The 3836-nt window shown below is 65.1% G+C and carries 6 protein-coding genes and 1 pseudogene; all 7 read right to left on the reverse strand.

Going from position 1 to position 3836, the window contains the following annotated elements:
- Positions 1-45: 45 nt before the first annotated feature.
- Entirely contained in the window at positions 46-333 is a 288-nt protein-coding gene (locus Q1J95_RS15040; RefSeq protein ID WP_033105720.1) for an HU family DNA-binding protein, read from the reverse strand.
- A 184-nt stretch (positions 334-517) separates the two neighbouring features.
- Positions 518-1360: a DUF3592 domain-containing protein gene (locus Q1J95_RS15045; RefSeq protein WP_300269099.1), complete on the reverse strand. Its 843-nt coding sequence runs from the start codon at positions 1358-1360 to the stop codon at positions 518-520.
- A gap of 73 nt (positions 1361-1433) precedes the next feature.
- Entirely contained in the window at positions 1434-1739 is a 306-nt protein-coding gene (rpsN, locus tag Q1J95_RS15050; RefSeq protein ID WP_194420989.1) for a 30S ribosomal protein S14, read from the reverse strand.
- A 2-nt stretch (positions 1740-1741) separates the two neighbouring features.
- Complete coding sequence (rpmG, locus tag Q1J95_RS15055) at positions 1742-1912, reverse strand: 50S ribosomal protein L33 (protein ID WP_147038276.1); 171 nt, start codon at positions 1910-1912, stop codon at positions 1742-1744.
- Positions 1912-2148, reverse strand: coding sequence for a 50S ribosomal protein L28 (gene rpmB, locus Q1J95_RS15060; protein ID WP_300269106.1), 237 nt, complete (start codon positions 2146-2148; stop codon positions 1912-1914). The genes rpmG and rpmB overlap by 1 nt, the downstream gene beginning before the upstream one ends.
- Positions 2149-2276: 128 nt before the next feature.
- The gene (locus Q1J95_RS15065) at positions 2277-2936 is read right to left on the reverse strand and encodes a DNA-3-methyladenine glycosylase (protein WP_300269108.1); all 660 of its coding nucleotides are present in this window, start codon (positions 2934-2936) and stop codon (positions 2277-2279) included.
- A 4-nt stretch (positions 2937-2940) separates the two neighbouring features.
- Positions 2941-3836 (reverse strand): annotated as a pseudogene (locus tag Q1J95_RS15070) (hypothetical protein); the annotation flags it as partial.

Consider the following 3836-nt stretch of genomic DNA (forward strand, 5'->3'; position numbering starts at 1 on the left):
AGCACGAAGGCCGCCCCCGGAGGGACGGCCTTCTTAGGAAGCGTCTTACTTGACGGCTGCCTTCAGCTTGGAGCCAGCGGTCACCTTGACACGCTTGCCGGCCGGGATCTTGATCTCGGCGCCGGTCTGCGGGTTGCGGCCCGTGCGAGCTGCAGTGTCGACCTGCTCGAACGAGATCCAGCCCGGGATCGAGACCTTGCTGCCCTTGGCAACAGCATCGGAGACCGTGCCGAACAGAGCGTCGAGCACACCCGAAACGGTGGCCTGGCTCTGGCCGGTGGCGGAAGCGATGCTCGCGACGAGCTCGGTCTTGGTGATGGACTTGTCAGCCATGTCATCCTCCAGCGACAAAGTGTCGCATCGATTGTGGTTCAGGCGGCGGATGCCCCCCGGTGGTCGAGTGACCGCCTCGAATGTATCAACCACCACCCTCATTTCCGCGTCATTTCGCGGGTTTTCAGGTTTTCTTCCGCGTGTCGCGGTGCAGATGTGACGATTGTGACTGGTGTGACAGGCTCTACTCGGCCGTCGGAGGCTTGTTGGCGTGGTCCGTGCCGGGCTCAAGGTCGCCGGGGAATGCGAGCAGCATCGTCCACCACGCGCCGAGCTCTGCGGCGTGGATGACCGGCTCAGACCCCTCTTTGCCCGGCTTCAGGTAGTAGCCGGTGAGCTGCTGTGGGTAAGTGGGCACCTGCGGCATGGTCTTCTCTATCGCGATCATCGTCGCCCTGTCACCGATGCGCCTGGCAGAGACGTTCTGCTCCATCACGCCGTGGAAGATCAGCGAGCGCTTCTTCAGGAACCGCCCCTTGCTCATCTGCACTTCGATGTTCTGGAGAGCGAAGACGAAGTCGGGTTCGCGTCCCTCCGGGCGGAAGCGCAGGATGCGGATACTCGTCCGCACGCCGACCACGAAGCCCCACAGCAGCAGGAGGGTGATCACCGGCAGTGCGATCCCCCACGCCCAGGTCCAGAAGCCGGCGGCGCCCGGTTCGTCGAGCCGGGCCTGACCGTCGTCGTCATTGACCCAGATCGTCACCGTGTCGCCGATCTGCAGATCGTCACTGTCGACGCTGTCGCCCGAGGATGTGCCGTTGATTGTGTATTCGAGGTACACAGTGCGTCGATCCTCATAGTGACGACTGCGGCGCGCCCCGACCAGCACCCGGCGGTTGCCTTCGTCGATCACCTCGCCTGTGGTGGAGGTGTAGGTCGCGGTGAGCTGCTTGTTCAATTCCGTGACGCTGAAGTAGCTGAACACGCCGCTGCCGATCGCGAAGGCCAGGAGAAAAGCCAGCCACGCCATACGCGAGCGGACGCTCTTGTTGAGATAGGTGCGATCGGTGATGGTCGCCGTCATGTTCTCCCCCGGGCACATAGCACGAGGGGGCGAGGCTCCGCAGAACCTCGCCCCCTCGTGAGAAAGCCTGTGCTTACCAGCTCGACTTCGTCACACCGGGCAGCTCGCCACGGTGTGCCATGTCGCGGAAGCGCACACGCGAGATGCCGAACTTCGTCAGCATGCCACGGGGGCGCCCGTCGATGGCGTCACGCGAACGAACGCGCACCGGCGACGCGTTGCGCGGCAGCTTCTGCAGGCCGACACGTGCGGCCTCGCGGGCCTCGTCGGTGGCGTTCGGGTCGACCAGGGTTTTCTTCAGCTCAGCGCGGCGCTCGGCATAGCGCTCGACGATGACCTTGCGCTGCTCGTTGCGAGCGATCTTGCTCTTCTTCGCCATGTTTAGCGCTCCTCGCGGAATTCGACGTGCTTGCGGACGACCGGGTCGTACTTCTTCAGCACGAGACGGTCGGGGGTGTTGCGACGGTTCTTCTTGGTCACATACGTGAAACCGGTGCCCGCCGTCGAACGGAGCTTGATGATCGGACGTACGTCCTGAGCCTTCTTGGCCATTAGAGCTTCACACCCTTCGCCTGGAGGTCTTTGACGACGTTCTCGATGCCACGCGCGTCGATCACCTTGATGCCCTTGGCGGACACGTTCAGGGTGACCTTACGACCGAGCGAGGGCACGTAGTAGGTCTTCTTCTGCACGTTCGGGTCGAAGCGGCGCTTCGTCCGGCGGTGCGAGTGCGAGATGTTGTGACCGAAGCCGGGAACTGCTCCTGTCACCTGGCACACTGCTGCCATGTGAGTACTCCTTCATTACCGTGAGACCGGACGGCCTCACCCAAGATCCCTTGTCTGCGCGCCGCCCTGAAGATTTCACAGGACCCACGGCACACGAACTGCGCACAGGAGTGTGCACAGACAAGGAGTCAGTTTAGCACGGATGCTTCGCGCGCGCCGCGCCCCCAGCGGAACAGTGAGACGGTGCGGTCGCCGGGAATCCAGAAGCGCCACGGAAACGCGTTCGTCCCGGCGATGCCGGCGACTCCGACACGCGGCCCGGTGGCGATGTCGGCGAGCGGATCGGCCAACCACAGCTGAGCTCTCGCACCGGCGAGCTCAGCACCGGTCACCGCATCGATGCCGTCGTGAACCGGATACCGCAACCCGCTCACCTGGCCGAGACGGCCAGGACCCCGGGCGAGATCACGGCCGCTGCGACCTGAGCGCATGGCCGCGGCATCCGCTCCTGTCACGACCTCCGCGGCACGCAACAGAATTCCCCCGGCGGTGCCCTCGGGCCCGCAGACGACGTTGACACAGGAATGGATGCCGTGGCTCAGATAGACATAGAGATGCCCCGGTTCGCCCCACATGGTGGCGTTGCGAGCGGTCTGGCCCATGCGCGCGTGCGATCCGGGGTCGGGGATCGGCCCCGTGCCCTGACCGTGATACGCCTCGACCTCGGTGATGCGCAGCCACACTTCCTCCGCGTCGTCGACGACGCGCAGGTGGCCGCCGAGCAGCCGGGGCGCCACCTCGACCGGAAGATCGGCGAGGTCTGCTCTCGTCGCGCGGCGATGGGTCATGCGCTCAGAATGCCGGCGCCATCTGACACCACGAGATGTCGAAGCCGGTCAGCACGGGCAGCGCTTCGCCCGACCGCAGGTCGAAAAGGTGCGTCTCCATAGTCGTCGGCAGCGGCACGAGCATGTCGTCATAGGGGTTCTCGGCCAGCTTCGGCGCGACCGTGACCGCGGCGTACTGTCCGCTCGGGGATGCGCAGGTCTGCAAGATCGCGTTGCCGGAGGGAATCTCGATAAGCGGCTCGGCCGCCCCCTGATCGTTGACCCGCACGACGGCCTGACCCGTCGGGAGCCCCGACGCATCACGCGAGACGACGTGCCGCAGCGTTCCGCCGGGGTACGGGGTGATGCTGGTCGTGTCGCCGAGGTCGGCGTCGACCGCTGCGATCTCGCTCTCGGCCCCGTCTTCGAGGTTCAGCTGCACGGTCTGACCGTCGGCGCGTTCGACGATCGCCGTATAGGTGCCGCGCGAGATGCCGAGCAGTCGCATGGCGATGCCCATGTTCTGCGCCCCCGCGGTGCCGGAGCGATCATCGAGCGACAGGGTGCCGGCGAAGTCGATGAACAGCACGGCGGCAGTGTCGGGAACGAACTGCCATTCGGCGATGCTGGCTTCTTCATCGCCGACCTCGACGATGCGTGGTTCTTCGTCCCCCGCCAACGGCTGGGTCACGAGCACACTGGCGCGGCCGCTGTCTTCGGTGATCTCGCGGTCAGAATAGATGTAGCCCACCAGTCCGCCGCGGTCAGAGACCTGTACCGAGCTGACATGCCCATCACCGGGCAGCTCCAGCTCGCGAGCGTTGTCACCGTCGCGATCCATCACGAGGATTCTCGAGCTCTCGGCATCCTCGACCGCGACGACGAGTTTCGTGGGGGTCGCCCGGTAGTCGTTGATACGCG

This window comes from Microbacterium sp., from assembly GCF_029263575.1.
Taxonomy (GTDB): domain Bacteria; phylum Actinomycetota; class Actinomycetes; order Actinomycetales; family Microbacteriaceae; genus Microbacterium.

Excerpts from the sequence above, each read along its gene's own strand:
- rpsN (WP_194420989.1), bottom strand. The coding sequence starts at position 1,739 with ATGGCGAAGAAGAGCAAGATCGCTCGCAACGAGCAGCGCAAGGTCATC.
- rpmG (WP_147038276.1), bottom strand. The coding sequence starts at position 1,912 with ATGGCCAAGAAGGCTCAGGACGTACGTCCGATCATCAAGCTCCGTTCG.
- Q1J95_RS15040 (WP_033105720.1), bottom strand. The coding sequence starts at position 333 with ATGGCTGACAAGTCCATCACCAAGACCGAGCTCGTCGCGAGCATCGCT.
- Q1J95_RS15065 (WP_300269108.1), bottom strand. The coding sequence starts at position 2,936 with ATGACCCATCGCCGCGCGACGAGAGCAGACCTCGCCGATCTTCCGGTC.
- Q1J95_RS15045 (WP_300269099.1), bottom strand. The coding sequence starts at position 1,360 with ATGACGGCGACCATCACCGATCGCACCTATCTCAACAAGAGCGTCCGC.
- rpmB (WP_300269106.1), bottom strand. The coding sequence starts at position 2,148 with ATGGCAGCAGTGTGCCAGGTGACAGGAGCAGTTCCCGGCTTCGGTCAC.